This is a genomic window from Streptomyces sp. NPDC059850, from assembly GCF_042731515.1.
In the GTDB taxonomy this organism is placed as follows: domain Bacteria; phylum Actinomycetota; class Actinomycetes; order Streptomycetales; family Streptomycetaceae; genus Streptomyces.
Map to the genome: position 1 here is coordinate 18,711 of NZ_JBHWJI010000048.1, position 25,680 is coordinate 44,390.

Below are 25,680 nucleotides of genomic sequence, written 5' to 3' on the forward strand. Positions count from 1 at the left end.
ACTTGGCACTAAGTGACAATCAACCAGGGGAAGGATCGACATGGCACTGCGGGGGACCATCTCCGTCGAGGAGTTCTTCCGGCCGCCGCCTCGCGCGAAGGTCACCCTCTCGCCGGACGGCAAGACGCTGGCGTACCTGGCGCTGTGGAAGAACCGCATGAACGTCTGGATCGAGAGCGTCGACGCGCCGGGAGACGCGCGGTGCGTGACCGCCGAGGACCGCGGAGTGGTGAGCTACCACTGGACCCGCGACCCGAGGTGGCTGCTCTACACCCGGGACCAGGGCGGCGACGAGAACCTGCACCTCTACCGCGTCGACCTGGCGGACCCGGACGCCGCCGCGGTGGACCTCACGCCCTATCCGGGGGCGCGGACCGTGGGCCTGGACCTGCCCGCCGGGCGGCCCGGCAAGGTGATCACCCAGCTGAACCTGCGCGACCGGGCCCGGTTCGACCTGGTCGAACTCGACATCGCCACCGGCGACCTCACGACCCTCGCCCGGAGCCCCGAACGCCATGTCGACGGGTGGCTGTTCAGCGAGCGCGAGCTGTTCGCGGTGGCGACGACAGCCGAGGGCGATGTCGAACTGTCCCGGTGGGACGGGGCGACGGGCGCGCTGGACCCCGTGGCGCGGTTCGAGGGCGGTCACGCTCCGCTGGGGACGTATCCCATGGAGGTCACGCCGGACGGCACCGGGGTGTGGCTGGGCTCGAACCGGGGGAGCGACCGTCTCCGCCTGGCCCGGCTCGATCTGGCCACCGGCGAGGAGGCGGAGGTCGACTCCCACCCGCGATACGACCTGGACACCCGTGCCCAGGTCTTTCCCGTCCTGCCCTCCCCGCTGATCCGCGATCGGCGCACAGGTGAGCTGCTCGGAGTCCGCTACCTCGGGGAACGGCAGGTGATCCACGCGCTGGACCCGCACTTCGCCGGGGTACTGGAGAATCTGGAGAAGCTGTCCGACGGCGATCTCGCCGGGCTGTCCTCCGACGAGAGCGGACAGCGGTGGGTGGCCGCATTCACCCACGACCGTGACCCCGGGGCCACCTTCCTCTACGACCACGCCACCGGCGAGAGCCGCCTGCTCCACCGGGCGAAGCCGCACCTCGACCCCGGGTCACTGGCGCCGATGCGAACGGTGTCGATCACCTCCCGCGACGGCCTGACCCTGCCCCTCCACCTGACCCTGCCGGTCGGCGTCGAGCCGTCCCGGCTGCCGCTGGTCCTGTTCGTCCACGGCGGCCCCTGGACCCGCGACAGCTGGGGGTACCACCCCGCCGCGCAGCTCTTCGCCAACCGCGGCTGCGCGGTGCTGCAGGTCGACTACCGGGGCTCCACCGGCTACGGCAAGGCGTTCACCCGGGCCGGCATCGGAGAGTTCGCGGGCACGATGCACGACGACCTCATCGACGGCGTGCGGTGGGCGGTCGACCAGGGGTACGGAGCTGCTGCCGCTTGACCGTGTACGAGTGTGCTTGTGTGAGCGCTGGTACTCGACTGCCGAGGCGTATGGGCGAGCGTCGGGCCTATGGGAACGGAGGTCCGTCTGTCGAATGCGTGACCTTTGCGGGTGGGTGTCGTTGGACGGGGTGAGAGGGGCTTCGATGGCGGCTGGGGGTGAGGGGTTTGGGCGGGGTGCGGGAGGTGGCGGCGCCGTTCGTGGTGCCCGGTCCAACGGGGGTGGCGGTCCGGGCCCGGTTACGCGTGTCGGAGACCGATGCGGCGGTACTGGCCGAGGTCGGTGTGTTCCTTGGTGGACTGGCCGCGGGTGATCTCGCGGTGCGTTCCCGGCAGGGCCTGGAGCACGGCAGCAAGACCTGGGCGGTGCGCAAGCGGGAGCTGACCCAGGTGGCCTCGGCCAGGTGGGCGGGCAGTATCACCAAGGCCACCCACGATCAGTGGGCCCTGGCCCGGCGCGGACAGACAGCCGAGATGGCGTGGCTGCGCAAGCAGATCGCGTCGATCGAGGCGAGGCTGGCGCGTCTGCTGGGGGCGAAGGCGGACAAGCGCGAAGGACTGCCGCGCGGGTACGGTTCGCGGGCCGAGTGGCAAGCCAAGTCCCGGCGCCTGCACGCGCTGCGGGCCCGGCTGGCCAGGCTGGCGGAGGACTGGGCGGCGGGCCGCGTGCGGGTGGTGCGCGGCGGGAAGAAGCTCGCGCGCCTGCGCCACCACCTGGACCAGGCCGGACTGAGCGAGCAGGCATGGCGGGCGCAGTGGGAGGCGGCGCGGATGTTCCTGGCCGCCGCCGGGGAGTCCGGTAAACGTCTGGGCAACGAGACGATCCGCGTCACCGATACCGGACAGCTCTCGGTCAAGCTCCCGGCCGCGCTGGCTCATCTGGCCAACGCCTCGCATGACCGGTATGTGCTGGAGGCGACCGTGGCGTTCCGCCACCGGCGTGAGGAGTGGCGGGACCGCATCACCGCGGACCGGGCGGTGGCCTACCGTATCCACCACGATGTGCCCCGGGGCCGCTGGTATGTGACCGCCTCCTGGCAGCGCACCCCCGCCCCCGTCCTGCCCCTGGAAGCCGCGCTGGCCCGGGGCGTGGTCGCCTTCGACATGAACGACGATCACCTGGCCGCCTGGCGCCTGGACGTGCACGGCAACCCGGTCGGTGAACCCCACCGCTTCTTCTACGACCTGTCGGGCAGCGCCGAGCACCGGGATGCCCAGATCCGGCACGCGCTCACCAGGCTGCTGCACCACACCCACGCCACCGGGGCGGGGGCGATCGCGATCGAGGACCTGGACTTCGCTGACGGCCGGTGCCGGGAGAAGTACGGCCGCAACAAACGCTTCCGCCGCCTGATCTCCCGCTTCCCCACCGCGAAGCTGAAGGCACGGCTAGTGGCGATGGCCGCTGAGCAGGACATCGCGATCGTCGCGGTCGACCCTGCCTATACTTCCCGCTGGGGTGCCCAGCACTGGCAGCAGCCCCTCACCACCAACAACCGCAACGTTTCCCGGCACGATGCGGCCAGCATCGCGATCGGGCGACGCGCCCTCGGACACCCGATCCGGCGACGGACGGCACCGCCCCACGACGACCAGAGTGATCGCCGTGGGCATCGGACCGTCCAGGCCCGACCGGATGCCCGACGGCGTGAGGGACCCCGCCCCCGCCTTCCCGGACCACGGACAAGATCCGTGCCGCCCGGCAGCGGAGCGAACGCGGGCGACCAGCGTGCCCAACACCGTTCGGAGCACGCGGCTGAGTGTGGGGCCTGGCATCAGGACTCACTCCCGATCAGTCTTTAGGAACGGTACGCCGACCCGGATCGCGTCGCGATCATGGGCGGCTCGTACGGCGGCTACGCGGCGCTGGTCGGTGTCACCTTCACCCCCGACGTCTTCGCCGCCGCCGTCGATGTCGTCGGGGTCTCGGACCTGGCCAACTTCCTGCGCCACCAGCCCGACTTCGTCAAACCGATGCTCGCCTACAACTGGCACACGTACGTCGGCGACCCGGCCGACCCGGAGCAGGAGGCCGACATGCTGGCCCGCTCCCCGATCAGCCGCGTCGACCGGATCCGCACCCCGCTGATGGTGGTCCACGGCGCCAACGACGCCCGCGTCGTCCTCGCCGAGTCCGACCAGCTCGTCGAAGCCCTCCGCGCACGAGGCGTCCCCGTCGAGTACACCGTCGTGACTCCACCCACGCGTAAACGCGCGGGCTTCCTGTGTCGGTGGCTAGGCCACGTCGCAGAGGGCCAGCCCGGCCCTGTTGAGGACGTTCGTTGCGCCGACGTGGTCCGCGTTCGCCGCGAATCCGCACGCCGTGCACTGGAACCTTTCCTGGGTAGCGCGGTTCTCCTTCGCTACGTGCCCGCAGGACAGGCAGGTGCGGGAGGCGTTGCGCGCGTCCACCGGAACCACGAGGCGACCGGCACTCTCAGCCTTGTTCGCCAGGATTCCGAGGAACTGCGCCCAACCCGCGTCGAGGATGCTGCGGTTGAGTCCGGCCTTCGCGGCAGCACCGTTCGGCAGGAAGCTGCCGGGCTGCCCGGGGTCGGCCTTGGGCGCGGGGCTCTTGGTCATGCCCGCCGTATTGAGCCGCTCGTGCGCGATGACGTCGTGGCCGGTGATGAGCGCGCGGGCGGTCTTGTGGTGGAAGTCGGCGCGCTGGCTCCTGATCCTGGCGTGCAGCTTGGCGACCTTCCGGGCTGCGGCGCGGTGGCGTTTGGTGCGCTGCCGGGTCCGCTTGGGGAACGTCGCGAGGTGCCGCTGCGCTCGGGCCAGTTCGTCGGCCGCTGCTTGAAGGAAGCGGGGGTTGGCGATGTGTTCGCCGTCCGAGGTGGTCAGGAAGTGGGCGACGCCCATGTCGATGCCGACGATGGCCCCGGTGGACGGCAGCTCTTCGACGGGGACGTTGTCGCAGGCGAGGACGACGTACCAGCGGTTGCCCTCGCGCTTCGCCGAGATCGTCTTGACGCGGCCCTGTACGGGCCGGTGCTGGTGCACGCGGAAGTGCCCGACGCCCTGGAGACGGACGCGGGTCTGCGGGTCGTGGGGGGTGGAGTCCCAGCGGCAGCCGTCGCCGTCCTTGGGGAAGGTGACGGTATCGAAGTGGCCGACGCCCTTGAACCGGGGGTAGCCCGGTGTCTGCCCGGCCTTGACGCGGCGGAAGAACGCGGCGAACGCCTTGTCCAGGCGGCGCAGGGTGGCCTGCTGGGAGGAGAACGACCAGCGGCCCTGACGCTCGGGGTCGAACGCGCGGATCTCCTTGAGCTGGGCGGACTGGTCCCCGTACTTGATGCTCGTCTTCGAGGTGTGCCGGTAGGCGTCCCGGCGCTCCTGGAGAGCGCCGTTGTACAGCGAGCAGTTGTCCCGCAGCATCTCGCCCAGCGCGGCCGTCTGACGGGCCGTGGGGCGCAGGAGGAACTTGTACGCGCGGATCACGAGCCGTTCCCCTTCTTCCACGGGCGTTCCCACTGGGTGTTGATGTACCTCTCGACCGTCGCCGCCGATACCGCGCCGACCGACGCGGCGAAGTACGACGACGACCACAAGGTGGGCATCCGGGACTTCAAGTGCGGGAACTCCTCACGCAGCACGCGGGAGGTGAAGCCCTTGAATTGGTTGGCCACATACGAGGCCGAGGACTTCGGGTCGTGCTTGACGAAGAGATGGACGTGGTCGGGCATCACCTCAAGGGCGATGATCTCCCAGCCGCGTTCCTGCGCCTTCTGTCGGATCAGTTCATCCAGGCGTTCCGCGACCCGGCCGCCGAGGACCGGGCGGCGGTACTTCGGGCACCACACCACGTGGAGCCCGAGGTCGTACACGCCGCCGGAGAACCGGCGAACCTTCCTGGTCACAGTCACACGATCACTATGCACGTGTCGCAGGTCTAGTGCGGCAGAAAGGTGGGCTCAGGTGAACAGTGCGGATCCGTGCACCCAGTTGAGGTCAGAGCAGCCCAGAGAAGCCATTCCCCACCCCGCTGAAGCGGGGCGTCCCCTGGCTAGGGACTGATGGAGCCGCGCAGACCTCCGCACCCACAAGCAGGCGCTCAAGGCGCTCGCCGCGCGGTTCGACGAGACCGTCCCCGGCCTGCGCAAGGCGCTGCGCGACTCGTACCTGTCGAGCCGGGCGGTCGGCGGCGGCTGGAGCGCCTGAGCGCGTGGCTACGGGGTGAGGTGGTCGAACTCCCCGGCCTTGGCGGCGCGCAGGAACGCGCCGAGAGGGCCGGGGGTGGTGGTGAGGAGTTCGCTGGGGTCGTCGCTCTCGCGGAGGTGTATTCCGGCCGGGGACGTCGCGAGTTCAACGCAGGCGTTCCCGTCGTCCGGACCGGAGAAGGTGGACTTCTGCCACTTGAGCACTGTGCTGCCTTTCAGACGTCGCGCGCGAGGCGGCGGATGAAGATCCTCGATTCGTCCTCGGACAGAGAAGCATCCCGCATGCGGTCGAGGATGAAGCGATATCTCTCAAGCTGTTCCCGTGCGTCCAGGAAGACACTGCCGTGGACCGAGTCGAACTGGACCGTATCAAGCTGCGGAACGCCGCCTCCTGCGTACATCATCGCGTTGCCGGAGCCCGCGAACCCGTCGGCCTCGAAGGTGATCACCCGCACGGTGACGTTGTCGCGTTCCGACAGGCCGAGGACGTGCTCCAGCTGCGCGCGGGCGACCGCGCGCCCTCCGAAGCGCATACGGAGGGCCGCTTCGTGAATGATTGCCTCGAACTCGGTCCCGGAACCCGACTCGATGACGGCACTACGGCGCAGCCGATGGGCGACGCGGGTGTCGAGATCATCTGGGGGCAAGGGGGAGGCGGCGTGGGTGAACAGAGCCCGGATGTGGGCCTCGGTCTGAAAGACTCCGGGAATGTGGGAGATCTGGTAGGCGCACAAGCGCGTGGCGCGGTGTTCCAATTCGGCCAGGTCGAGGAATCCGTCCGGGAGAACTCCCCGGTACTCCTCCCACCAGCCCTTCTTGCCGCGCACCTCGTCCGTCATGGTGCACAGCGCATCGACGAGCGCGGTGTCGTCGCACGCGTAGAGCTCGGCAAGTCTGCGTACGCGCTCCTCGCTGACGCCGTAGCGACCTGACTCGATGTTGCTGATCTGAGGCTGTCCGCCGCCCAAGGCTTCACCGGCTTCGCGAGCGGACAGGCCAGTGGCCTCGCGCAGCTTGCGCAGCTCAACTCCCAGACGCTCCTGGCGTGCTGTGGGGTTACTTCTCGGCGGCATCAGGTCCTTCTCTCAGGCTGCTACTGAGTCTGCGGCCCCACCCTGCCATGTTCTGGTGCACCCTCAGACTTCGGGCCAATGGTTGCGCCGGTAAATGTATTTGCCCTACCGTCTGTGGTGGTCCACGCAGCGCAGCGTGACAGCACCATGGAGGTTCGGCATGTCCTTCTCCTACGACCAGGAACTCCACGCGATGGTCAACGACTTCGCACCCCGGCTGTTCGCCGTGGTCCAGGAGTATGGCGCGGAATCCGGCGAGCGCGACGGGGAGATCGCGGCGTGGGGGCTGGCCCACCCCGACGGGCAGACGGACGTGACCAGCGTCGAGGGAACGCGCCGCCTCAGCCTCAAGTCGCCCGAGCGGGCGACCTGGTGGTTCAGCCGGGAGAAAGACGTCTCGGCCCGGCTGATCTGGTTCGACTCGGTCGTGGGCGAGCGCTAGAACTCAGCGGAAAGAATCGGCGTTCTCCAGGGTCCATTGCCTGAACGTCCTGGCCGGGGCGCCGGTGACCTGGGTGACGGTGTCGCGCACGGTGAGCAGTTCCTCGTTGACGTCGCCGCCCGTGATGTCGAGAACGGCCTCCGCGGCCTCATCGCCCAAGAACGCGGCCATGTCGCGGAGGGCGTCCGCCCGGCTGATCTCAGTGAAGGGCACTTCCCGTCCCACCGCTTGCGCAATGGTTTCGAGCTGCTGACGGGGAGTGACCCGCTCCGGCCCCGTCAGCACGTAGGTCATTCCCCGGTGGCCGCTCTCCGTCAGCGCGACGCGCGCCACCGACGCGATGTCCGCCGGGTGGATGGTGGGCAGGCCGACATCCGCGTACGGCACGCGAACCGGTTGGCGCTCGCGGATGGCGTCCGCCCACCACAGGGCATTGGAGGCGAACTGCGTCGGCCGCAGGATCGTCCACGTCATGCCGCTGTCCTTGAGCAGGCGCTCCACAGCCAGGTTTTCACCGGCGGGTCCCAGATGCGGGTGGCTCTGGACGGTGATGGACGACACCAGCACCACGTGCTCGACGCCGGTCCGCCGGGCGGCCTCCAGGATCTCGGCGTCCGGGCCCATGCGCGATAGCAGGAAGAGGGAACGCGCTCCTTCGAGCGCGGGCTTGAGTGAGGCCGGTCGCTCCAGGTCACCCGCAACGGCTTCGACGCCCGCTGGAAATACGGCCCTGGCGGGGTCACGGGTGAGGCCCCTGACGGGTTCGCCAGCCCACGCCCGGAGCTCCTGCGTCAGTGTGCGTCCTATGCTTCCGTTGGCGCCGGTCACGAGGATCATGCGGTCTTCTCCTGCCGTCAGTTGCTGATCAACGTGACGCTAAAACCTCAACCAGACTTGAAGTCAACGGCACCCAGCGCGCGTTCGATCCTCCCGAGGACGCCGGGCCAGCCGCTGCCCATGCCGTCGAGCGCGGCCCTGCCGAGCGGGGAGTCGAGGTCGAAGCCGGAGTGTTCGAGGAAGAGGCGGGTGCCGGTGCCCTCGGGCTCCAGCCGCCAGGTGATCGTGGTGTCCAGGGTGCCGGAGGCGAAGCTGTAGCGCAGCAGGCGCTCGGGCTCGACGTCCAGCACCTCGCACGGCTGCTGCCCCCACGTGCCCATGTCCAGGGTGAAGCGATGGCCCACCACCGGCCGTACGTCCCCGGCGGCCCACCAGCGCGCGTGCAGTTCCGGCTGGGTCAGGGCCTTCCAGACCGTGGCGGGCGGGTGGGCGATGAACTGGTCGCAGTGGATGGCGGCCGGGTCGTCGGTGGTCATGGGTTCTCCTCGTCGATCAGATCGCGCAGCGCCCCCATGCGGGCGCGCCAGTAGTGCTCGAAGGGGTGGAGCCACTCGCCCACTTCGGCGAGCGGCTCCGCTGCCAGGTGGTAGTAGCGATGCCGCCCCTGGGGCTCCTCGCGCACCAGCCGGGCGTTCTTGAGCACGGTCAGGTGTTCGGACACGGCGGGTCTGCTGAGCTCGAACTCACCCGCCAGGTCGCCCGCCGAGCGCGGCCCGGCCTTGAGGACTTCCAACAGCTTGCGCCGCACGGGATTGGCCAGAGCGCTGAACACATCGACTGCCGCCATGGCCGACACTATGCGTCGGGGATTTCCGACGTGTCAAGGTTTTCCGACACGTCATGCTGTGCCGTCCCACCCGTAGACGGGCAGGCCGTCGGCCGGGCTGGCACGGAAGGGCCGCCCGCCCCGCCGCATTTTTCCCTGATCAGCCGAGGGTCGAGCACCGTACCCGGCATGGGCTTGGCGCGTTTGACGACGTGCACGGTGAAGTCCTTGAGGACGACGGTGCGGCCGCTCCGCGCCTCCACCCCCGAGGCCGAGCCTGAGGGTGTTCGGCGCCGCGGCCCCGAAGACATACGCGACCGGCCAGTCACCTTAAGGAGCCCGGCGGGCTCGTCTTGCTGTGACTGGCCGTTCCGATGGGCGCGCCGTCAACGAAGGCCCAACCCGGCCGGACCGACACCGTCTGGTGCGGGCGCAGCGGGGGCGTAGGGCTGCCGGGTGAGAACGAACGTGCCGAGATCGAGGTGGCTCACGGCGCCCGCGGTGTCGCGGTGGATCTGAAGCCGTTCGCCGGCGAAGTAGCCGTCGATCCCCGCCCAGGCTCCGTCGCCGGTGGGGCGCAGCCGGGTGCCGCGCCCGCCGCCCCCGGAAAACGGGGTCAACTCGACGAAACCATCAGCCTGCAGGTGCGGGACGAACGGCGCCGGCCCCCAGTACCACGGACCCGTGAGGTCGAGCGGCTGCGGATCGAACGAGGGCAGCGGGCACCACAGCGCCGGGATCTGAGTCAGTCTTCACCGCAGCGTTGCGGTAGTGCCGGGGCGAGGACCCGACTTCACGCCGGAACGCTGTACTGAAGGCGCTTTCAGATTCATAGCCCGTTGCGGCTGCTAGTTCAGAGATGGACAAACTACCGTTGCGCAGAGCGTCTCGGGCCAGGGTCATTCGCCATTTGATCAGGTAGGTCAACGGGGGTACACCCACTTTGGCCTTGAACGCTGCGGCAAACACTGAACGTGACATCTGACCGATCTCAGCGAGTTCGGCGAGCGTCCATCGTCGGCTTACCTCGGCGTGCATCGCCCGCAGCGCCGCCCCGACGCCATCCTCGGCCAGCGCTGCGATCCAGCCGCTGGGTTGTTCGTTGTTGGCAGCATGCGCCCGCAGCATGTGGACGAAGATGATCTGCGCAAGGTGCTCCAGCACCAAAGACTTTCCAACATCGGGCGATTCGATCTCGGAGACCAACAACGAGGCGAGGTTCATGAACAGCGGTCCGCGCGGATCGCCGGCCCGGACAAGGACTACCCGCGGAAGTGCATCGAGCAGCATCGCGGTGTCGCTGCCATCGAACGTGAAGTCGACGCCGCATGTGTACGAGTCCTCGTCTGCCTCGGTTCCGATGCGGAATCCTCTGCCGCTCGTGTTCCGCGGCAGCGTGGTGGCCGGGCGCGCCTCAACCTCATCGAGCGAGCTGCTCAGCGTGTACTGCGGAGGGTGACCAAGCAGGTAGAAGTCCCCTTCGTCCAGCAGCACCGGCTCAAGACCGTCGAGTCTCAACCAGCACTGGCCTTCGACAACAACGCCGAGTTTGACGTGAGGAAAGGGGGCAAACCGCACGGCCCACGGACCGGCGGCGTGCAGCGGTGCCGGCACAACCGTGCGTGGACGGAGCAGCCCCATAACTCCGGCCAGCGGATCGCGGGGACCAAGCACAGCACGATCCGAGGACGATACGTAAAGAACTTCGGACTCCACGTTATGGACCGTACCAGAGAACTTGCTGATGATGGTGCCAATCCAGCTTCTGCTGGAACGGCTCAAAACAGCGTCATTGCCGGGCGCGACAACCCTGGTGTTTAGGAGCGGACTGTGCGTTATCGATACCTCGGCCGATCAGGACTGCGTGTCTCGACGCTGTCTCTGGGAACCGGAAACTTCGGAGCTGGCTGGGGGCACGGCGCGACCGTTTCCGGGGCGCAGGACATGTACGACGAATATCGTGCGGCCGGCGGAAACTTCATCGATACCTCGAGCAACTATCAATTCGGGGACGCGGAGGTCTATCTCGCCGACATGATCGCCTCACATCGCGACGAGGTGGTACTGGCGACCAAATACGCAACGGGCACCACGATGGACAGCGGCCTCCAGATGACCGGTAACGGCAGAAAGTCGATGGTGCAGTCGCTGGAGGCGAGCCTGCGACGTCTGAAAACCGATCGAGTGGACCTGTTGTGGGCCCACGCTCCCGACCACGCGACTCCCATCGAAGAAATCATGAGGGCCTTCGACGATCTTGTCCGTTCTGGCAAGGTGCTCTACGCCGGCCTGTCCAACTTTCCCGCCTGGCGGGTCGCGACAGGCGCGACGATCGCCGCGGCACGAGACTGGGCACCCCTGGTCGCCATCCAGACCGAATACAGCTTGGTCGAACGCGCCGCAGAACGCGATCTGCTGCCGATGGCGGAAGGCTTCGGACTGGGGGTGCTGGGATATTCCCCCCTCGGCGGAGGCATGCTGACCGGAAAATATCGCCGAGGCGAAACCGGCCGCGCGCAGAGTTCGATCAGCCAGTTCCTGCACAAAGAAGAAGACGACAACAAGGCCGCCACACTCGACACGGTGGAAGCGATAGCCCAGGAAGTGGACGTCAGTGCCGAAACGGTGGCGCTCAGCTGGTCAATGGCCAAGGGAGTCATCCCAATCGTCGGCCCACGAACGACCGAGCAGCTAAAGACCAATCTTGCGGCGGCCGAGCTTCATCTAAGTCCAGAACAGATCGACAGGCTCGACACTGTCAGCGCACTACAACTGGGCTACCCGCACAACATGAAGACTGACCCGGGCGCCGTCCAAGCCGTCACGGGCGGGAAAGCGAACCTACTCGACGCCCCTTCCTTGACCATCCCCTGACGGTACGAGGACCGGCGCCTCGCTCGTGAAGCTGGACGCAGGTTGCCGATAGATGAGCCGTCGGTACAGCCGCATTCACGGGAGGCGCTGGTGTCCTCGATCGGTCGTCCAGCCGGGCCGCGGGGACGGGGAAGACCCACCCAGAGGTAGCAGCCATGCCAGCCACCCGGCCCAGTGCCGCCACCCTCTGCCAGGCGTCATGACAGCGCCGGGTCGAGGACGATGTCCTCGGTGCGGGCCTCGGTGGTGGGGGCCTCGGGGAAGTGGCACGCGGAGAGGTGGCCCTCGCGGTTGCCCTCGATGCGCAGCAGCGGGGGGTCCTGCTGGGCACAGAGGTCCTGGGCCTTCCAGCAGCGGGTGCGGAAGCGGCAGCCGGAGGGCGGGGCGATGGGGGAGGGGACGTCACCGGCGAGGCGGATGCGTTCGCGGCGGTTCACGGGGGCGTCGTCGTCGGCCATCACCACGGCCGCGTCCGGGACGGCGGACAGCAGGGCGTGGGTGTACGGGTGGCGGGGGCGGCGGTAGATGGAGTCGCGGTCGCCGACCTCGACGATCTTCCCCAGGTACATGACCGCGACGCGCTGCGAGAAGTGCCGTACGACGGCGAGGTCATGCGCGATGAAGAGGAACGCGATGCCCAGCTCGCGCTGGAGCCGCTGGAGGAGGTTGACGACCTGGGCCTGGATCGAGACGTCGAGCGCCGAGACCGGTTCGTCGGCGACGATGAGGCGGGGTTCCAGGGCGAGCGCGCGGGCGACCCCGATGCGCTGGCGCTGGCCGCCGGAGAACTCGTGCGGGAAGCGGTTGTAGTGCTCGGGGTTGAGGCCGACGGTCTCCAGCAGCTCGCGCACCCGGGCCTCGCGGCCGCCGGGCGGGCGGATGCCGTTGATCTCCATCGGGCCGGAGATGATGGTCCCGACGGTCTGCCGGGGGTTCAGCGACGAGTACGGATCCTGGAAGATCATCTGGATCTCGGAGCGGACCGGGGCGAGCTGTTTGCGGTCCGCGTGGGTGATGTCCCGGCCCCGGTAGGCGATCCGCCCGGCGGTGGGCTCCAGCAGCCGGGTCAGCAGCCGCCCGGTGGTGGACTTGCCGCAGCCGGACTCGCCGACCAGGCCGAAGCTCTCGCCCGCGTGCACGGTCAGGTCGATGCCGTCGACGGCCTGGACGGCGCCCACCTTCCGCCGGAAGGGGAAGCCGCCCATGATCGGGAAATGCTTGGTCAGCTTCTCCGCGACCAGGAGGGGTTCGGGGGTGCCCGAGTCGGGGGTCATGAAGGCGCTCCTTAGCCCAGCCGGGGCTTGATCTGCTCGGTGAAGAGGGTCTGCTGCCGCTCGGCGCCCAGGTGGCACGCGGCGCCCCGGCCGACCGGGAGCGCGGGCCGGTCGCCCCGGCAGCGCTCGCCCTCGACCTCCGCCGTAAAGCCGCACCGGGGGTGGAAGGGGCAGCCGGGCGGTGGGGCGAGGAGGCTCGGCGGGGTGCCGGGGATGGGGGTGAGCGGTTCGTCGACGGCGGAGGACAGCCGGGGCATGGAGCCCAGCAGCCCCCAGGTGTACGGGTGTTGGGGCGCCCGCAGCACCTCGCGGACCGTACCGCGCTCGACGGCCCGGCCCGCGTACATCACCAGCAGGTCGTCGGCGGTGTTGGCGACCACGCCCAGATCGTGGGTGATCAGGATGATCGCGGAGCCGAACTCCTGCTGGAGGTCTTTCAACAGGTCCAGGATCTGGGCCTGCACGGTGACGTCGAGCGCGGTGGTCGGCTCGTCGGCGATCAGCAGATCGGGGTCGCAGACCAGCGCCATGGCGATCATGGCGCGCTGCCGCATCCCGCCGGAGAACTGGTGCGGATAGTCGTCCACCCGCAGCCGCGCGTTGGGGATGCCGACCTTCTCCAGCATCTCGATGGCGCGCAGCCGGGCGTCCCGCTTGGAGGCGCCGGTGTGCTTGCGGTACGGCTCGGCGATCTGGCGGCCGACCGTGTAGTACGGCGAGAGGGCGGTCAGCGGATCCTGGAAGATCATCGCCATGGTGTTGCCGCGCAGCCGCTCCAGGGTGCGCTCGGGGGCGCCGGTCAGCTGCTTCCCGTCGAGGTGGATCTCGCCCGTGACGGTGGTGGTGCGCGGGTCGTGGAGGCCGAGCACGGTCAGGTTGGTGACGGACTTGCCGGAGCCGGACTCGCCGACGATGCCGAGCGTCCGGCCGCGTTCGAGGTCGAAGGAGAGCCCGTCCACGGCCTTGACGGTGCCGTCCTCGGTGGCGAAGCGGACGTGCAGGTCGCGTACGGACAGGAAGGGTTCGGTGGTCACGTCGGGCGCCCTTCTAGGCGAGGCGTACGCGCGGATCGATGACGGCGTAGGCGGCGTCGACCAGGATGGTGAACACCACGATGGCCGCCGCGCTGACCAGCATCACGCCCATCAGCATCGGCAGATCGGTCAGCTGGACGGATTCCACGGCGAGCCGTCCGATGCCGTGCAGGGTGAAGGTGTACTCGGTGACCATCGCCCCGCCGAAGAGGGAGCCGAGGTCGATGCCGAAGATGGTGACGATGGGGGCGATGGCACCGCGCCAGGCGTAGCGGAAGAAGACCGTCCGGCCGGAGAGGCCCTTGGCCCTGGCCGTACGGACATGGTCCTCCTGGAGCTGTTCGACCATCTGGGAGCGGGTCATCCGGCTGTAGTTGGCCATGAAGATCAGCGAGAGCACCAGCCAGGGCAGCAGCATCCCGCTGAACCACTTCGCCGGATTGTCGGTGAAGGGGTGGTAGGCGGGCTGCTCCATGATCCCCAGGCCGCTGACGAACCAGGCCAGGCACAGCACGCCGACGAAGTAGATCTGCAGGGACGCGCCCAGCAGTGACAGCGAGCTGACGAGCTTGTCGATCCAGGTGCCGCGCCGCCAGGCCGCGACCATCCCGATGCCGATCCCGCAGACCAGGAACACCGCCGCGCCGCCCAGGGCGAGCGAGAGGGTGGTGGGGAAGCGGTCGACGATGGTGCCCCACACCGGCTCCTGGCTGACGAAGGAGTAGCCGAAGCAGGGGGCGTCGCAGTGCCCGACCGCGAAGTCCCGCCCGGCGACGATCCCGGCCATGAACTTCGCGTACTGCACCGGGACCGGCTCGTCCAGGCCCAGGTTCTTGTTGATGATCGCGAGTGAGGTGGGATCGCAGCTCTTGCCGCAGGCGAGCCGGGCGGGCTCGGCGGGCAGGGCGAAGAAGAGGAAGAAGGTGATCGCGCTGATCAGCAGCAGGATCACGATCGCGCCGAGGGACCGGCGGGCGAGGAATCTCAGCATGGCGTCGGAGATCTTCCGGTAGGTGCGGGCCCGGCCGCGCCGCGGCGGTAAGCGCGTGCGGCGGCGGTACGCGCGCGGCGCGGCCGGGTTCCGGTGGCTACTTGACGAAGACGGCCGTGGGGTCGACGGCCCCGTAGACCGCGTTCCACTTCACCCCGCCGATGCCGGAGCCCCAGAGGGTGAACAGCCGGTTGTAGAAGGTCGGGACCGCCGGTACCTCGTCGGTGAGGACCTTCTCGCTGAGCTTCATCCACTCCGTGGTGGCCCGGCCCAGGTCGCCGACCTTGGAGATCCGGTCGATCTCCTTGTCGACCGCCGGGTCCTTCAGATGGCTGTAGTTCGCCGAGTCGTTGTAGACGTTCTTTCCGCCGTACACCGGAGGGACGACGGTCGAGGCGGAGGGCCAGTCGGCGGACCAGGAGGACCGGTAGAGGTCGTACGTGTTGTCCACCTTCCCGATCTGGGTGTAGTAGGTGGTCTGGTCGATCTCCTTCTTCTGGACCGTGAACCCGGCCCGCTCCAGGGCCTGCTGGACGACGACCGAGGCGTCCTGGTGGGTGTCGCCGTTGCCGTACGCGTAGACCAGCTCGTACCCCTCCTCGCCCGCCTCCTTCAGCAGCTCCTTGGCCTTCTTGGCGTTGCCGCCGGGGTACTTCTTCTTCTGGAACGGGTCGAACGACGGGTTGTAGCCCTTGAGCGTCGGGCCGACCAGGCCGCCCGCGACCTCACCGCCCTTGGGGCCGCCGAACTGCTGGAGGTACTGACCGCTGGGGAAGGCCCAGGCGATCGCCTCGCGCACCTTCTTGTTCTTGACCCGGTCCGTATTGATCGAGACGACGTCCACATACGGCTGGGTCTCGGTCATCGACCGGGCCATCGCGTCCTTGTTCTTGAGGACCGCCGATATCTGCGAGGGGTCGACCGCGTTGGTCCAGGTCATGCCGTTCTTGTCGGCGCCCTTGTCGGCCACCAGACGGCGAGTGGAATCCACCCACTGATGACCGAAGGAGACATCGAAGGCGTTCACATACTGATGGCGGATCGGATCGGTCTTGGGGTCCCAGTGCTCGTTCTTGACGAACTGGATGCCCTTGCCCGCCTTGAAGTTCTTGACCTTGTACGGACCGCTGGCCACCGGCGCCTTGTCGTACTTCTCCTTGGTGTCCTTGCCCGGCGGCACCGCCCCGATGTTGGGCATGGCCACGGCGAACGGCACCTCGGCGCGCGGCTGGTCGAAGTGGAAGACGACCGTCTTCTCGTCCGGTGTGTCCAGCACCGACTTCGGCAGGTGCTCGCCCTTGTACGGGCCGTCCGGCAGCGCCTTGCGGTACTTCTGGCCCTCGCCCGACAGCCACTGCTGCAGATACGTCGGCCCATTGGTCAGATACGGCGCGTACAGCCGCTCGACGGCGTGCCGGACGTCCTTGGAGGTGATCGGCGAGCCGTCCTCGAACTTCAGCCCGTCCTTGAGCGTGTACGTCCACGTCCGGCCGCCGTCGGAGGACTTGCCGGTGTCGGTGGCCAGATCGCCGACCAGCGTGACCTTCCCGGTCTTGTCGTCGATCCGGTAGTTGGTCAGCGTCCGGTTGTAGAGGGTCTGCATGATCAGCTCATCGCTGACATAGATCTGGCCCGGGTCCAGATGCTCGAAGGCGTCGCGCTGGAGGACCGACACCGTGCCGCCCTTCTTGGCGCCCGGCAGCTCCTTGGCGGGCCCGGCGGAGTCGGCGGCGCTGCCCAGGGTGATCCCCTGGGCCTTCATCTCCGGCTCCTTGGACTCCTTGGGGGCCGAGCCGCCGCCGCTGCTGCACGCCGAGAGCGCCAGCGCGCCCACGGCGAGGGCGACGACGTAGCCGCGCGCTCTGGGCCTGCTGTTCAACGTCATGTTCAACGTCATGGTGGTAGATGCACCTGCCTCGCTGGACCTGGTCGGACGGAAGGGTGGTGCTGGTCAACGCGTGGTCTTCGGGTCCATGGCGTCCCGGACCGAGTCCCCGAGCAGGTTGAAGGCGACGACGAAGATCACCATGGCGATGCCGGGGAAGAACATGTAGGTGATGTCGCCCTCGTAGAAGTTGGCGCCCTTGGCGAACATCCGGCCCCAGTCGGGCGTCGGCTCGACCACCCCGACGCCGAGGAACGACAGGGCTGCCTCCGTCGTCACGAAGGCGGGCAGCATCAGGGTCGACTGCACCAGGATCGGCGTGCCCAGATTGGGCAGCAGCTCCTTGCGGACGATCCGCCACGGCGAGGCCCCCGTCACCTTCGCGGCCTCGACGAACTCACGCTCCCGCAGCGACAGCACCTGACCGCGCAGCAGCCGGGCCAGCTGCATCCAGCCCAGCAGCCACAACACCGTGACCAGGGCCGTCACCCGGAAATAGGTGGGCGTCTCCTTCTGCGGGCTGACGAACAGCGCGGTGACCACCGGCATGAAGGCGACGAAGAACAGCTGCTGCGGGAAGGACAGCAGCAGATCGATCAGCCGCCCCAGGAAGTAGTCCGTGCGCCCGCCCAGATAGCCCGCGACGACGCCGATGATGATGCCGGTGAGTGTGGACAGCACCGTCGCGGCCAGCCCGATCAGCAGCGAGGTGCGGATGCCGTACACCAGCTGCGTCAGCACGTCCCGGCCGAGCTTGGGCTCGATGCCGAACCAGAACTCGCCGTCGATGCCGCCGTTGGGCTTCATCGGATAGCCGGTGAGCGGATCCAGCAGCTCGGGCCGGTCGAGGCCGTACGTCGTGTACGGATCCTTGCCGTACAGCGCGGAGATCACCGGGGCCAGCACGGCGACGGCGAAGAAGAACAGCACGACGAAGGCGGAGATCACGCCCGTGCGGTCGCGCTTGAAACGCCGCCACATCAGCTGGCGCGGCGATAAGCCGGTCGGCTGCCCGCCCTCTGCGGCCGGGGCGGTCTTCCCGGCCACGGTGAGCTGGGATGGACTCGTCATCGCGTACGCCCCCCATGGTGATCCGCCGCGTCACACAAACCGTCAACTCGGTGTATCTACCCGCGTCGTGGCAGGTTGAGCACGGCGGGTTGAGCGGACTTTCGCAACGCACGCGCAACCGGGTCAAGGGGCGGGCTGGTCACGATCCGCGCACGTCTTCGGCTTTCTTTGGGCTTCTTCGCCTCGCGACGGTTGCCCGGGGTGCGAGATGGGGGAAACCTACGGCTATGGGGCAGGGACGGATACTCACACGCGGAGCGCGTGTTTTCGGCGCACTCGTCTGCGCGGTGCTCGGCATGATCTCGCTGGCATGGATCGTGCGAGACCTGGACAAGGCGGACAAGGCGAGCCATCTGTGGTGGACATGGTCCGGAATGCCGTTCCGGGCCTCCGGGAGCCTCTTCGGGTCCTCCCTCTTCGATCTGGTCCTGCTCGTCCTGTGCGTCGCCGCCGGGATCGCCGCGCTGCGCTCACCGGCCGCCGCGGGCGCGCTCGGCACGGTCGCGGCCGTGACGCTGGTGCTGCGGCTGCCCAGCCTGTGGAACCTGAACGCGGACTGGATGCAGGGCATCCCCGACGACCTCAAGACGCGCGCCAACCTGAGCGCGTGGGCCGGGGTGGTGCTCGGGGCGCTGCTGCTGGCCACCGTCGCCACCGCCCGGCGGCCCGCCGACGCGTATCCCGGCGCGCCGGGCGCCCTGCCCGCCGATCAGCCGCCCGGGCGGCCGGGCCCGGGGGCCGCGGTGACGGGGGCGCTGCTGCTGGGGGCGGCGGGGGCCGCCTTGAGCGCCTGGCAGATCTACTGGGCGGAGAAGGCGGACTGGGACATCTACAAGTACCAGCTGACCGGCAAGCACACCCTGGTCACCCTGCTGTCGCCGCCCGCCGCGTGGGAGGTCTGGGCCCTCGTCGCGCTCTGCCTGGCGGCCGCCGTGGCCGCGCTGGGCCGGGCGCCGCTGGCGCGGCCGCTGGGGATGGTGGCCGCGGCGCTGGTGCTGGCGGGCGGGGTGAGCGAGATCTCGCTCTACAGCAAGATGGAGTACATCGAGCACCTCGACGATCTGCCGACGGTCGGCGTGCTGTCGGTGCTGACCGCGTTCTTCGAGCTGGTCGTGGGTCTTGTGGTGCTGCTCGCGCTGGCCCGGCGCGCCGAGCCGGACATCGCGGCCCCGGCGTACGGGGTGGGGGCGTACGGCCCCGGGGGGTATGGCTCGGGGACGTACGGCTCGGGTGCGTACGGCTCGGGGACGTACGACGGCTACGGCGGGGCCGGTTACGCCCCGCCGCCCGCCGCCCCGCCGGGCTACGCACCGCCGCCGCCGAGCGCCCCGCCCACGGCCGGTCCGCCCACCGCGCCGCCGCCTCCGCCGTCCCCGCCGCCGGGCTGGTGAGCCGGGTATATCCCTAGAGCCCGAGCGACCGCTTCAGGAAGTCGACCTGGAGCAGGAGCAGGTTCTCGGCCACCTGCTCCTGCGGGGTCATATGCGTCACCCCGGACAGCGGCAGCACCTCATGGGGGCGCCCTGCGGCCAGCAGGGCCGAGGAGAGCCGCAGCGAGTGGGCGACGACCACGTTGTCGTCCGCCAGCCCGTGGATGATCATCATCGGCCGGGCCGGGCCCTCCGCCACGCCGGACAGGCCCTCGTCCGTCACCAGCGAGTTCGCCGCGTACACGGCGGGCTGCTCGTCGGGGTGGCCCAGATAGCGCTCGGTGTAGTGGGTGTCGTACAGCCGCCAGTCGATGACCGGCGCGCCCACCACCGCCGCGTGGAAGACGTCGGGGCGGCGCAGCGCGGCGAGAGCGGCGAGGTAGCCGCCGTAGGACCAGCCGCGGATGGCGACCCGGGCGAGGTCCAGCGGATACCGCCCGGCGAGCGCGGTCAGCGCCTCGACCTGGTCCTCCAGGGTGATGGCCGCGAGGTCGTCGCGGACGGCCTTCTCCCAGGCGGGGGAGCGGCCGGGGGCGCCGCGCCCGTCGGCGACGATCACCGCGAAGCCCTGGTCGGCGAACCACTGTGAGGTGACGTACGCGTTGTGGGCGGCGACCACGCGCTGGCCGTGCGGTCCGCCGTACGGGTCCATCAGCACCGGCAGCGGCCCGTCGCCCTCGGAGTACCCGGTCGGCAGGAGCACCGCGCAGGGGATGTCGTTCTTGCCCGCGAAGGTGAGCTGCGGGCGCGCGGTGATGACGGGCGTCTCGGCGTACGAGGCGATCTCGGCGACCGTCTCCGTGGCGCCGTGGTCGGCGGCCCGCAGCAGCTCCGCCCGGGCTCCGGGCCGGTCCGTCCCGGCGTAGACGAGCGCGATGAGCCGGTCGCCGCGCGCGGCGGAGTGCACGGCGGGGAACGGCCGCTTGCCGACCGGCTCCCAGCCGCCCTGGTCGCCGCTGCCGCGGAACCAGGCGCGGTAGACGTCGATCTCGCCGGGCTGCTCGGGCAGCGCGGCCTCGGCGCCGGGCGAGGCGGAGAACAGCACGTCGTCCTCGCCGACCGAGAGGACCGCGCGCACGTGGAGGGCGCCGGAGGTGAGCTTGCGGTCGCCGACCATCAGGGCCCGGGCGCCGCCCTCGTCCGCGACGCGGACGAGCCGCCCGTCGGGGGTCCAGACGGGCACGCCGGGGAAAAGATCCAGCCATACCGCGTCCTCGTCGACGTGCACGGTGCGGGTCCGTCCGGTCTCCGGGTCCACGGCCAGATAGAGCTGGCTGCGCTGGTCCCGGGCCTGGACGAGGAGCAGCGGCGGACCGTAGGCCGACCAGTGCACCCGGGCGAGGTAGGGGTAGCGCTGCCGGTCCCACTCGACCTCCGTACGGGAGCCGTCCAGACCCAGCAGGACGAGCCGCACCTCGGCGTCGGCGGTCCCGGCGGCCGGGTAGGCGACCTCGGTGGGCGCCTGGCCGGGATGCGCGGGGTCGGCGATCCACCAGCGGCGTACGGGGGCGTCGTCGGCCCGGGCGACCAGCAGGGCGTCGCTGTCCGGGGACCACCAGAAGCCCCGGGTGCGGTCCATCTCCTCGGCCGCGATGAACTCGGCGAGACCGTAGGTGACGGTGTCAGCCTCCGGTTCCGCGAGCGCCCGGTCGCCCTCGTCGCTGGAGCCGTCGGTGCCCGTGACGCGCAGCGCGCCGCCCGCCACGTAGGCGACGTGGCGGCCGTCGGGGGAGGGGCGCGGGTCCACGACGGGACCCGGAACGGGCAGTTCACGGGCCTCTCCGCCGATCAGATCGGAGACGAACAGCCGCCCGGACAGGGCGAAGGCCGCCGTCTCGACGGCGGCGTCCACCGCGTAGCCGACCACCCCGGCCGACCCCTCGCGGCTGCGCTCGCGGCGGGCCCGCTCCTCGGCGGACAGTTCCTCGTCCGCGCCGCCGAGCAGGGCCACCGGATCGGCGGCCGGGTACTCCCGCCGCCCGGCGACGTCGTACACCCACAGCAGGCCCGCCCGGTCGGTGCCGCCACGGGACCGCAGGAAGACCACGCGGGAGTCGTCGGGGGCCACGGTGAAGGCCCGCGGCGCTCCGAGCGTGAAGCGCTGGGTGCGGGCGTGCTGCCGAGGGAAGGAGAGCTGTCCGGTCATAGGGCGAGCGTACGGGTCCTGAAGATCACGAGGGGCGTACTGACCGGTACACGCGTCGGGGGGTGCGGACCATGGGGGAAGGGCGGTCGGAGTGCCCCATGCCAGGGGCACGGTCCGGCCGTCCTGCGGCCAGAACAAGCCAGCTTCTCAGTCGGTGAGATGGCGGATAACCAGCGGGAAGTCTCCCTGGCCAAGCGGCACTTCGTGCGATCAGGCATGCGCCCCTGTCATGCTCCCGTGCACCGACTCGTGCGCACGCGCCGATAGTTATGATCGATTGCGCATAGTGGGTAGGCCCCGTGTGGCATCAATATGTTGTCTGTCCGAGCGCGTGTTCCTGGAGGTGAGTCGCTGTGGCGCTCTCGATCTCGTTGGCTGTTCTGCTGCTGATCATCGTCGTCATGCTCGTCAATAAGGCCGGGCTGAAAACCGCGCACGCGCTCGTCTGTGTGCTGCTCGGCTTCTACCTCGCCAGTTCGTCGGTCGCCCCGACGATCGACGACCTCACCACCAACGTGGCGAACATGATCGGCGACGTGAAGCTGTGAGCCGACGTGAAGCTGTGAGCCGACGTGCGGCTGTGAGCCGCTGACAGCGCACGGACGACGGCCCAGGGGGCCCGGGCCCGCGGTCCGCGGGCACCGGTGGGCGAATCGTAGGCTGTGCTCATGACCGTTCTTCCCGCCCGTCGTCTGCTCCTGGTGCACGCGCATCCGGATGACGAGTCGATCAACAACGGCGCGACCATGGCCAAGTACGCGGCCGAGGGTGCCCACGTCACCCTGGTGACCTGCACCCTCGGTGAAGAAGGCGAGGTCATTCCGGCAGCCCTGGCCCACCTCGCCGCCGACCGCGACGACACCCTCGGCACCCACCGGATCGGTGAACTCGCCGAGGCCATGGAGGCGTTGGGCGTCCGGGATCACCGCTTCCTGGGTGGTCCGGGCAGATACCGCGACTCGGGCATGATGGGCGCCCCGCAGAACGACCGCCCCGGCTGTTTCTGGCAGGCCGACCTGGACGAGGCGGCCTCCCACCTGGTGGCCGTGATCCGCGAGATCCGGCCGCAGGTCCTGGTGGCGTACGACGCCAACGGGGGGTACGGGCACCCCGACCACATCCAGGCGCACCGCGTCGCCGTGCGCGCCGCGGAGCTGGCCGCCGAGCCGGTCTACCGCCGTGACCTGGGCGATCCGCACGAGATCGCGAAGGTCTACTGGAACTGTGTGCCGCGCTCGGCCCTCGACGAGGGCTTCGCCAGGCTGCGGGCGGCGGGCGAGGAGGCCCCCTTCCCCGGCGTCGCCACCGCCGACGACGTACCGGGCGTGGTGGACGACGCGGAGGTCTCGGCGGTGATCGACGGCGCCGCGTACGCCGAGGCCAAGACGGCCGCGATGCGCGCCCACGCCACCCAGATCGCGGTCGACGCGCCCTTCTTCGCGCTCTCCAACGACCTGGGCCAGCCGCTTTTCGTCCACGAGCACTACCTGCTGGCCAAGGGCGAGCCGGGAGCGGAGCGCGAGGACGACCTGTTCGCGGGGGTGACGGCATGACGGCCGCGCGGCTCGCGGGATACGCGGCTCTCGCCGCCCTCGGGGCGCTGACCGGCATCGCGGGCGCGGTGGTCCAAGGGCTCTGGTTCCCCGGCGGGTTGCTGCTCGCGCTGCTCGGCGTCGCGGCCGTCTGCTACGGCGGCGTCAAGGCGACCGACCGGCGGCTGGGCGGCGGACTGCCCGCCGGGGCGTGGACGCTGGTGGTCCTGCTGCTCACCAGCGCCCGTCCGGAAGGGGACTTCCTCTTCGGCGCGGGCGCGGGGTCGTATGTGTTCCTGCTGGGCGGCATGTTCCTCGGTGTGATGTGTGCCACCCTGCCGGTGGTGTCGCAACCGGGCCTCCTGGCAGCCCGACTTGGTAAGTGACGTGACGTTTACGGCGTGACGTCCCCGGGACCCGGCGCGATGTTGCCGGGGCCTCGTACGTTCCTCCGCCGGCGCACCAGGGATCCACCCGGTGCGGACTTGGGGCGGCCGCCAAGTACGCGACCGCGGCGCCCAGTATGGTGGTGCGCGCCGCCGAGCCGCCCGCGCGAGGTCTGACGGGCGGCGGAGCTAACTGGGAGAACCTGCTTTGAGCCGTGAATCTGACAGTTCGTCCTCCGGGGCCCGGGGGGGTAGCGGCGGTGCCGCCTATCCGTCGGGCACCCCGCCGTACGGATCCCGTCTGTCCCCGTCGCCGGAGGCCCTTCAGGGCGGCGTCGGTGACGGTGAGGCGCATACCGCGGCCAAGCCGGAGGATCCGAAGACCGAAACCACTCTGACGACCCGCATCCGGATCAACATCCCGGGTTCGCGGCCCATTCCGCCGGTCGTCATGCGCAAGACCGTCGACGGGGAGAGCGTGCCCGCTCCCCGCTCCGGTGAAGACGACGCGGAGGACACCGGGGCCACGCCCCGGCCCGAGGCCGTCCGCTCCCCGGAGCTGGGCGCGGCGGCCGCCGAGGGCCGCGCGGACGCCAAGGACCGCGAGACCCGCGAGAAGACCGGCAAGGGCGGCAAGGGCGACGGCGAGAAGACCAGCGACTGGTTCGCGCCGCCACGCCGCCCCAAGGGCTCCTCGACCACCCAGAGCACCCCGCTGCCCCCGGCACCGGAGACCACCCAGCAGTTCCCCGCGCCGACCCTGGGCGGCGGAACGCAGGCCGATCTGCCGTACTTCACGGACTCCCCGGGCCCCGGCGGCCACCCCGGGGCGCCGGAGCCCAGCGGCCCGACGACCGGCCCGGTCACCGGCGAGATGCGGATGCCGGGCGCCCCGGCGCGGGACGAGGACCTGCTGGCCCCGCCGGGGCCCGGCGCGCCGACCGGCCCGGGGCTGTCCGACAGCTCAGGCGTCGGCCCGCTGAACGGCGCGGCCGGGCAGCCCCCGACCCCGCCCGGCGGTTCGCCGCTGACCGGCAGCCTGGGCGCCACCACGGGCGCGAGCCCGACCGAGCGGCCCGGCCCGGCCGGTCCGCTCGGCGGCGCCGACGCCTCGCGGCCGCTCTTCCGCGACCCCGAGTTCACCTCGCCCAGCGGGCCGGACCAGGTCTCCAGCGACACCCTGGTCAGCGGGGTGCCGGTGGTCCCGCCCACCGACGCCGCGTCCGCCCTGCCCACCGGGGACAGCGCCCCGCCGAGCAGCCCGGCGCCGAAGGCGCCCGCGGCCGGTAAGGGCAAGCCGAAGAAGAAGGGCCGCTCCAAGCTGGTCATGCTGGGCGCCCTGGTGGTGGCCGCGGCCGGGATCACGTACGTGGCGGGCCTGGTGATGAACCACGCGGACGTGCCCAACGGCACCACCGTCCTCGGCGTCGACATCGGCGGCTCCTCCAAGCAGGTCGCCACCGACAAGCTGGACACCGCGCTCGGCGGCCGCATCAACGCCCCGCTGAAGGTGACCGTGGACGGCGATCAGAAGGAGATCAAGCCGTCCGTCGCGGGCCTGGTCCTGGACACCGAGACCACCGTGCGGGAGGTCGCGGGCCGCGACTACAACCCGATGACGGTCATCGGCTCGCTCTTCGGCAGCACCCACGAGGTCGAGCCCTCCGTGACGGTCGACGAGGAGAAGCTCCGGGACGCGCTCGGGCGGCTCGCGGGCGACTCGGGCACGGCGCGCGAGGGCACGATCACCTTCAAGCCCGGCAAGGCCACCCCCGTCTACGGCCGGGAGGGCCAGGGCCTGGACATCGACGAGGCGGTCAGCTCCGTCTCCGAGGCGTACCGGGAGCGGGCCGAGACCGGCAAGGACAAGCCGGTCGACCTGCCGGTCGTCGCCAAGCGGCCGACGGTCAGCAAGGCCGAGGTGAACGCGAAGCTGAAGTCCTTCGCCGAGCCCGCGATGTCCGGCCTGATCACGGTCAAGACGGATGACGCGCACACCATCCAGTTCGGCCCGGACCGCTCGCTGCCGCAGATCCTCTCGATGCGCCCGATCGACGGCAAGCTCCAGCCGCACTTCGATCTCGCCGCGATCAAGAGGCTGTACGGCCAGACCTTCGACGGGGTGCTGATCGAGCGCGCCGACGGTACCAAGAAGGCCGTCACCCCGCAGGAGGTGGCCATCGCCATGCGGACCGCGCTGCTGGGCAAGACGCCCGCCGAGCGGATCGCGGTCATCGAGACCTCGCCCAACTAGCACCGGCCCCGCACGGCCCCCGCCCGGCATCCCGGGCGGGGGCCGTGGCGCGTATCCATGACAT

At 69.9% G+C, this 25,680-nt stretch carries 24 protein-coding genes and 1 pseudogene; 10 read left to right on the plus strand and 15 right to left on the minus strand.

The genetic code is table 11. The features are described 5' to 3' along the window. Nucleotides 1–40 precede the first annotated feature (40 nt). The 3 genes and pseudogenes from ACFV9T_RS31140 to ACFV9T_RS31150 form a co-directional block, all read left to right on the plus strand. On the plus strand, nt 41–1,459 hold the full coding sequence (locus ACFV9T_RS31140) for a S9 family peptidase (protein ID WP_385445790.1): 1,419 nt from the start codon (nt 41–43) through the stop codon (nt 1,457–1,459). A gap of 245 nt (nt 1,460–1,704) precedes the next feature. After that, nucleotides 1,705–3,261: an IS200/IS605 family accessory protein TnpB-related protein gene (locus ACFV9T_RS31145; protein WP_385445791.1), complete on the plus strand. Its 1,557-nt coding sequence runs from the start codon at nt 1,705–1,707 to the stop codon at nt 3,259–3,261. A 33-nt stretch (nt 3,262–3,294) separates the two neighbouring features. After that, nucleotides 3,295–3,591 (plus strand): annotated as a pseudogene (locus ACFV9T_RS31150) (alpha/beta hydrolase family protein); the annotation flags it as partial. 102 nt (nt 3,592–3,693) lie between these two features. On the opposite strand, the gene ACFV9T_RS31155 reads toward ACFV9T_RS31150, so the two are convergent. The 4 genes from ACFV9T_RS31155 to ACFV9T_RS31170 form a co-directional block, all read right to left on the minus strand. After that, nucleotides 3,694–4,902 carry an RNA-guided endonuclease InsQ/TnpB family protein gene (locus tag ACFV9T_RS31155; protein ID WP_385445792.1) on the minus strand — a complete coding sequence of 403 codons (1,209 nt, stop codon included), beginning with the start codon at nt 4,900–4,902 and terminating at the stop codon, nt 3,694–3,696. Continuing rightward, a complete protein-coding gene (tnpA, locus tag ACFV9T_RS31160) occupies nt 4,899–5,321 on the minus strand; it encodes an IS200/IS605 family transposase (protein ID WP_385445844.1) in 423 nt (140 codons plus the stop codon). Before tnpA ends, ACFV9T_RS31155 begins: the two co-directional genes overlap by 4 nt. Nucleotides 5,322–5,630: 309 nt before the next feature. Then, complete coding sequence (locus ACFV9T_RS31165) at nt 5,631–5,825, minus strand: DUF397 domain-containing protein (RefSeq protein WP_385445793.1); 195 nt, start codon at nt 5,823–5,825, stop codon at nt 5,631–5,633. Nucleotides 5,826–5,836: 11 nt separating this feature from the next. Then, the gene (locus tag ACFV9T_RS31170; protein ID WP_385445794.1) at nt 5,837–6,694 is read right to left on the minus strand and encodes a helix-turn-helix domain-containing protein; all 858 of its coding nucleotides are present in this window, start codon (nt 6,692–6,694) and stop codon (nt 5,837–5,839) included. Nucleotides 6,695–6,854: 160 nt separating this feature from the next. Between ACFV9T_RS31170 and ACFV9T_RS31175 the strand changes: the two genes are divergently transcribed. Further along, nucleotides 6,855–7,136 carry a hypothetical protein gene (locus ACFV9T_RS31175; RefSeq protein ID WP_385445795.1) on the plus strand — a complete coding sequence of 94 codons (282 nt, stop codon included), beginning with the start codon at nt 6,855–6,857 and terminating at the stop codon, nt 7,134–7,136. A gap of 3 nt (nt 7,137–7,139) precedes the next feature. Here the strand turns inward: ACFV9T_RS31175 and ACFV9T_RS31180 are convergent, their stop codons facing one another. From ACFV9T_RS31180 to ACFV9T_RS31200, 5 genes are all read right to left on the minus strand, one after another. Next, nucleotides 7,140–7,973, minus strand: coding sequence for an SDR family oxidoreductase (locus ACFV9T_RS31180; RefSeq protein ID WP_385445796.1), 834 nt, complete (start codon nt 7,971–7,973; stop codon nt 7,140–7,142). Between the two features lie 47 nt (nt 7,974–8,020). Continuing rightward, entirely contained in the window at nt 8,021–8,449 is a 429-nt protein-coding gene (locus ACFV9T_RS31185; protein ID WP_385445797.1) for an SRPBCC domain-containing protein, read from the minus strand. After that, nucleotides 8,446–8,760, minus strand: coding sequence for an ArsR/SmtB family transcription factor (locus ACFV9T_RS31190; RefSeq protein ID WP_385445798.1), 315 nt, complete (start codon nt 8,758–8,760; stop codon nt 8,446–8,448). The genes ACFV9T_RS31185 and ACFV9T_RS31190 overlap by 4 nt, the downstream gene beginning before the upstream one ends. A gap of 365 nt (nt 8,761–9,125) precedes the next feature. Further along, nucleotides 9,126–9,359, minus strand: coding sequence for a hypothetical protein (locus ACFV9T_RS31195; protein WP_385445799.1), 234 nt, complete (start codon nt 9,357–9,359; stop codon nt 9,126–9,128). Between the two features lie 13 nt (nt 9,360–9,372). Beyond that, a complete protein-coding gene (locus tag ACFV9T_RS31200) occupies nt 9,373–10,455 on the minus strand; it encodes an AraC family transcriptional regulator (protein ID WP_385445800.1) in 1,083 nt (360 codons plus the stop codon). 114 nt (nt 10,456–10,569) lie between these two features. On the opposite strand from ACFV9T_RS31200, the gene ACFV9T_RS31205 reads away from it, so the two are divergent. Then, the gene (locus ACFV9T_RS31205; RefSeq protein WP_385445801.1) at nt 10,570–11,613 is read left to right on the plus strand and encodes an aldo/keto reductase; all 1,044 of its coding nucleotides are present in this window, start codon (nt 10,570–10,572) and stop codon (nt 11,611–11,613) included. A 197-nt stretch (nt 11,614–11,810) separates the two neighbouring features. On the opposite strand, the gene ACFV9T_RS31210 is transcribed toward ACFV9T_RS31205, so the two are convergent. The 5 genes from ACFV9T_RS31210 to ACFV9T_RS31230 all read right to left on the minus strand — a co-directional run bounded on the left by ACFV9T_RS31210 (nt 11,811) and on the right by ACFV9T_RS31230 (nt 17,868). Next, nucleotides 11,811–12,887, minus strand: a complete 1,077-nt coding sequence (locus tag ACFV9T_RS31210; RefSeq protein WP_385445802.1) for an ABC transporter ATP-binding protein — start codon at nt 12,885–12,887, stop codon at nt 11,811–11,813. Between the two features lie 11 nt (nt 12,888–12,898). After that, nucleotides 12,899–13,921 (minus strand): ABC transporter ATP-binding protein, encoded by a 1,023-nt coding sequence (locus ACFV9T_RS31215; RefSeq protein WP_385445803.1) that lies wholly within the window; start codon nt 13,919–13,921, stop codon nt 12,899–12,901. A 13-nt stretch (nt 13,922–13,934) separates the two neighbouring features. Continuing rightward, nucleotides 13,935–14,912 carry an ABC transporter permease gene (locus tag ACFV9T_RS31220; protein WP_385445804.1) on the minus strand — a complete coding sequence of 326 codons (978 nt, stop codon included), beginning with the start codon at nt 14,910–14,912 and terminating at the stop codon, nt 13,935–13,937. 97 nt (nt 14,913–15,009) lie between these two features. Next, on the minus strand, nt 15,010–16,809 hold the full coding sequence (locus tag ACFV9T_RS31225) for an ABC transporter substrate-binding protein (RefSeq protein ID WP_385445805.1): 1,800 nt from the start codon (nt 16,807–16,809) through the stop codon (nt 15,010–15,012). 54 nt (nt 16,810–16,863) lie between these two features. Continuing rightward, nucleotides 16,864–17,868 (minus strand): ABC transporter permease, encoded by a 1,005-nt coding sequence (locus tag ACFV9T_RS31230; RefSeq protein ID WP_385445806.1) that lies wholly within the window; start codon nt 17,866–17,868, stop codon nt 16,864–16,866. A 296-nt stretch (nt 17,869–18,164) separates the two neighbouring features. Here ACFV9T_RS31230 and ACFV9T_RS31235 point away from each other — a divergent pair, with 296 nt between their 5' ends. Then, nucleotides 18,165–19,259, plus strand: a complete 1,095-nt coding sequence (locus ACFV9T_RS31235) for a hypothetical protein (protein WP_385445807.1) — start codon at nt 18,165–18,167, stop codon at nt 19,257–19,259. Nucleotides 19,260–19,272: 13 nt separating this feature from the next. Here ACFV9T_RS31235 and ACFV9T_RS31240 read toward each other — a convergent pair whose 3' ends face one another. Further along, nucleotides 19,273–21,444 carry an alpha/beta fold hydrolase gene (locus ACFV9T_RS31240; RefSeq protein WP_385445808.1) on the minus strand — a complete coding sequence of 724 codons (2,172 nt, stop codon included), beginning with the start codon at nt 21,442–21,444 and terminating at the stop codon, nt 19,273–19,275. Nucleotides 21,445–21,797: 353 nt separating this feature from the next. Here ACFV9T_RS31240 and ACFV9T_RS31245 point away from each other — a divergent pair, with 353 nt between their 5' ends. From ACFV9T_RS31245 to ACFV9T_RS31260, 4 genes are all read left to right on the plus strand, one after another. Then, entirely contained in the window at nt 21,798–21,992 is a 195-nt protein-coding gene (locus ACFV9T_RS31245) for a hypothetical protein (RefSeq protein WP_385445809.1), read from the plus strand. A gap of 120 nt (nt 21,993–22,112) precedes the next feature. Beyond that, nucleotides 22,113–22,997: an N-acetyl-1-D-myo-inositol-2-amino-2-deoxy-alpha-D-glucopyranoside deacetylase gene (gene mshB, locus ACFV9T_RS31250; RefSeq protein WP_385445810.1), complete on the plus strand. Its 885-nt coding sequence runs from the start codon at nt 22,113–22,115 to the stop codon at nt 22,995–22,997. Further along, nucleotides 22,994–23,362 carry a DUF6113 family protein gene (locus ACFV9T_RS31255; protein WP_385445811.1) on the plus strand — a complete coding sequence of 123 codons (369 nt, stop codon included), beginning with the start codon at nt 22,994–22,996 and terminating at the stop codon, nt 23,360–23,362. The genes mshB and ACFV9T_RS31255 overlap by 4 nt, the downstream gene beginning before the upstream one ends. A 451-nt stretch (nt 23,363–23,813) precedes the next feature. Next, nucleotides 23,814–25,616 carry a hypothetical protein gene (locus ACFV9T_RS31260; RefSeq protein ID WP_385445812.1) on the plus strand — a complete coding sequence of 601 codons (1,803 nt, stop codon included), beginning with the start codon at nt 23,814–23,816 and terminating at the stop codon, nt 25,614–25,616. Nucleotides 25,617–25,680: the final 64 nt, after the last annotated feature.